The organism is Martelella sp. UBA3392, assembly GCF_002358775.1.
Classification (GTDB): Bacteria; Pseudomonadota; Alphaproteobacteria; order Rhizobiales; family Rhizobiaceae; genus Martelella; species Martelella mediterranea.
In genome coordinates this window covers 6,067-10,044 of the sequence record NZ_DEPM01000152.1, presented here as the reverse complement: position 1 = coordinate 10,044, position 3,978 = coordinate 6,067, and the positions used below count along the sequence as shown (strand labels likewise).

Annotated in this window: 2 protein-coding genes; both read left to right on the top strand. The window is 67.5% G+C overall.

The window, feature by feature from the left end; all coding sequences use genetic code 11:
- Window positions 1-96: 96 nt before the first annotated feature.
- Window positions 97-3,558, top strand: a complete 3,462-nt coding sequence (locus B4E36_RS11505; protein ID WP_292051529.1) for a chromosome segregation SMC family protein — start codon at window positions 97-99, stop codon at window positions 3,556-3,558.
- 169 nt (window positions 3,559-3,727) lie between these two features.
- Window positions 3,728-3,978 (top strand): PEP/pyruvate-binding domain-containing protein (locus tag B4E36_RS11500; RefSeq protein ID WP_345900371.1); only part of this gene is annotated, 251 nt, incomplete at its 3' end.

Here is a 3,978-nt window from a genome sequence, read left to right as displayed (position 1 = left end):
GAGAAGATTGGGGGGCTATGCGGTGTCGGCCGTATCCGGCCGCATTGAACTTCAGCGGCGAGATTTCAGAGTTCACCTCACCGCGGGGCAGGGCGCATGAAGTTCAACCGCCTGCGCCTGATCGGCTTCAAATCCTTTGTCGAGGCAAGTGATTTCATCATCGCGCCGGGGCTCACCGGCGTGGTCGGGCCGAATGGCTGCGGCAAGTCGAATCTTGTCGAGGCGCTGCGCTGGGTGATGGGAGAAAATTCCTATAAGAACATGCGCGCCTCGGGCATGGACGACGTGATCTTCTCCGGCTCCGGCAATCGCCCGGCGCGCAACGCCGCCGAAGTCGGCCTCCATATCGACAACTCCGACCGCACCGCGCCCGCCGCCTTCAACGACAGTGACGAGATCCAGGTCTCGCGCCGGATCATGCGCGAGCAGGGCTCGCAATACCGCATCAACGGCAAGGAGGCGCGCGCCAAGGATGTCCAGCTCCTGTTCGCAGACGCCTCGACAGGGGCCCGCTCGCCCTCCATGGTCGGGCAGGGGCGGATCGGCGAGCTGATCCAGGCAAAGCCGCAGGCGCGCCGCCAGCTTTTGGAAGAGGCCGCCGGCATTTCCGGGCTTTACTCGCGTCGCCATGAGGCGGAATTGCGCCTGCGCGCGGCCGAGACCAATCTGGAGCGTCTGGAGGACGTCACCGGGCAGTTGACCAGCCAGATCGAGAGCCTGAAGCGCCAGACCCGCCAGGCAACCCGGTTCAAGATGCTGTCGGCCGATATCCGCGCCCATGACGCGATCCTGCTGCATCTGCGCTGGGTTGATGCCAAGACGGCGGAAGCCGAGGCGACCAGCGCGCTCAACCAGTTGACCACGACGGTGGCCGAACGCGCGAACCAGCAGATGGAGGCGGCCAAGGCCCAGGCGATCGCTGGTTTGAAGACGCCCGAACTGCGCGATGCGGAAGTCAAGGCCGCGGCCCTGCTGCAACGCCTGCAGATTGCCCGCCGTCAGCTTGAGGATGATGCCTCGCGCCTGACACAGCGCCGCGACGAACTCTCCCGCCGCCTGCTTCAGCTTGGCGAGGACATCCGCCGCGAGGAGGCGATGATCGCCGACAATAGCGCGATCCTCGCGCGTCTGGATGAGGAGGAGGCCGAGCTTACCGAGTTGATCGGGTTTTCCGGCGAGGAGCTTGCCGAGGCTCGTGAGAAAATGGACGATGCCGCGGCCCGGCTTGGCGAAAGCGAGGCGGTGTTCACCGCGCTGACGGCCGAACGGGCCGAGGCGGCTGCCAACCGGTCCCAGCTTGAGCGGACCATTGCGGAGCTTTCCGACCGCCGCCAGCGGATCGAGCGCCAGATCGACGATGCCGGCGCGGAGCTTGCGGCGATCAGCGAGCGCATTGCCGGCCTGCCGGACCCGGCCGAAAAACAGGCCGCGCTGGAAGAGGCCGCGATCGCCGAGGAAGACGCGATTGCCGCCGCCGAGGAGGCCGATGAGCGGCTTGCCGAGGCGCGCCGCAACGAGGCGCTGACCCGCCAACCGGTGGAGGCAGCGCGCGCCAGACTGTCGGAAATCGAGACCGAGGCGCGCACGATCGAGAAAATGCTGGCCGCGAGTGCTGCCGCCGGCGATTTCACCCCGCTTGCCGAACTGCTGAGCATCGAGCACGGCTACGAGACCGCACTTGGCGCCGTGCTGGGCGATGACCTTGACGCGCCGCTGGAGGCCGATGCCCCGGCGCATTGGCACGGCAATGGTGATGGCGGGGACGATGCCGCGCTTCCTGAAGGCTGCCGCCCGCTGAACACGCTTGTCGACGCGCCCGCCGAAGTGTCGCGCCGCCTGCGCCAGGTGGGGCTTGTGGCCGACGATGCCGCTCTCGCGCTGATGGCAAAACTCGCGCCCGGTCAGGAACTGGTCACCGAGGCCGGCGCGGTCTATCGTTGGGACGGCTTCATCAAGGGCGCGGACGCGCCAAGTGCCGCAGCCCTCAGGCTGTCGCAGAAGAACCGGCTCGCCGCGCTGGAAGAGGAACGCCGGGAGGCCGAGGTGGCGCTGGAAGATGCCCGGGCGGTGCAGGTCGAGGCCGGCGAGGCGGTGCGCGCGCAGGAGCAGGCGGTTACCGCCGCCCGCGAGGCGGTGCGCATGGTTGGCCGCGCGGTCGCCGATGCCCGTGCAGCGCTTGCCGAGGCCGAGCGCGCGTCCGGTGAACTGGTGCGCCGCCGCGATGTCGCCGCCGAAACGCTGAGCCAGTTGCAGGCGCAGGGCGAGGATATCGTGCTGAGCTTCGAAAACGCGTCGGCCGCCCTTGCCGAGGCGCCGGATTATTCCGCGCTGGAAAACCGGCTTTCGGCGCAGGGCGCCGAGGTCTCGCGCCATCGCGGCGAACTGGCCGAAGCCCGGGCGCGCCACGACGGGTTGTTGCGTGAAAACGATTCCCGCCAGCGCCGCCTGACCGCGATCGGCCAGGAACGGGCAAGCTGGCAGAACCGCGCCAAAAGCGCGCAGTCGCAGATCGAAACCCTGAAGGCCCGCGATGAGGAAGCCCGCGCGGAGCTGGAAACCCTTGAGGAAGCGCCTGAGGAATTCGAGGAAAAACGCCGCCAGCTGACCCGCGAACTGGAGCAGGCGGAAGAGGCCCGCAAGGCCGCCGCCGACCGGCTGGCCGAGGCGGAGACCGCGCAGCGTGACGCCGACAGGGAAGCCGCGCAGGCGCTCTCCAATCTGGCCGAGGCCCGCGAGAAGCGCGGCCGCGCCGAGGAGCGGCTGGTTTCTGCCCGCGAGCGCCGCGAGGGCGCGGAAAAGCGCATTTTTGAGGTGCTGGAAGTCGCCCCCCACGAAGCGTTCCGGCTGACCGGCCTTGCCCCCGATGCCGAGCTTCCCGAACCGGTCTCGGTCGAGCGTGCGCTGGAGCGGCTGAAAATCGAGCGCGAGCGGCTGGGCGCGGTCAACCTGCGGGCCGAGGAGGAACAGAGCGAGCTTTCGGCGCAACTCGACGCGCTGGTCAAAGAACGCGACGATATCATCGAGGCGATCCGCAAGCTGCGCGGCGCGATCCAGAGCCTGAACCGGGAAGGGCGCGAGCGGCTGCTGGCGGCCTTCGACGCCGTCAACGAGCAGTTCCAGCGGCTGTTCGTGCATCTTTTCGGCGGCGGCATGGCCGAGTTGCAACTGATCGAGTCCGACGATCCGCTGGAGGCGGGGCTGGAAATTCTCGCCCGCCCGCCGGGCAAGAAGCCGCAAACCATGACGCTACTTTCCGGCGGCGAGCAGGCGCTGACGGCGATGGCGCTGATCTTCGCCGTGTTCCTCACCAATCCGGCGCCGATCTGCGTGCTGGACGAGGTCGACGCGCCGCTCGACGACCACAATGTCGAGCGCTACTGCAATCTTCTCGATGAAATGGCGGCAACCACCGAGACCCGCTTCATCGTCATCACCCATAACCCGATCACCATGGCGCGCATGGACCGGCTGTTCGGCGTCACCATGGCCGAACAGGGCGTGTCGCAACTGGTCTCCGTCGACCTGCAGACCGCCGAAAAGCTGGTCGAGGAGGTTTGAGCGCCGTCGCGGGATGCGTTAACGGCCAAAGATCGGTGCTCCCGGCGCTTTTTTCGCCAGTGCCCAATTCTCATTTCGCCCATGATGCTCTAACGTCTCGCACCAGAAGAGGAATTCGCGCCTTGCGGGAACAGTGGAGATGGTCCCCAGGGCGTGTGAAGGCGGATGCATGGCGAATTGGGTTTACGGCTTCGGCGCGGGAGATGAGCACGAGATTGACCGCGACCGGCTCGGCGGCAAGGGCGCGGGGCTCGCCGAAATGGCGCGCATGGGCCTGCCGGTGCCGCCCGGCCTCACCATCATCTCCGATGTTTGCCGCTATTTCTACGATAACGGGCGCAGCTTCCCTGAAGGGCTGAAGGAGGAGGTCGCCGAAGGGCTCGCGGCGGTCGAGGCGGCGACCGGCCGCCGTTTCGGCTC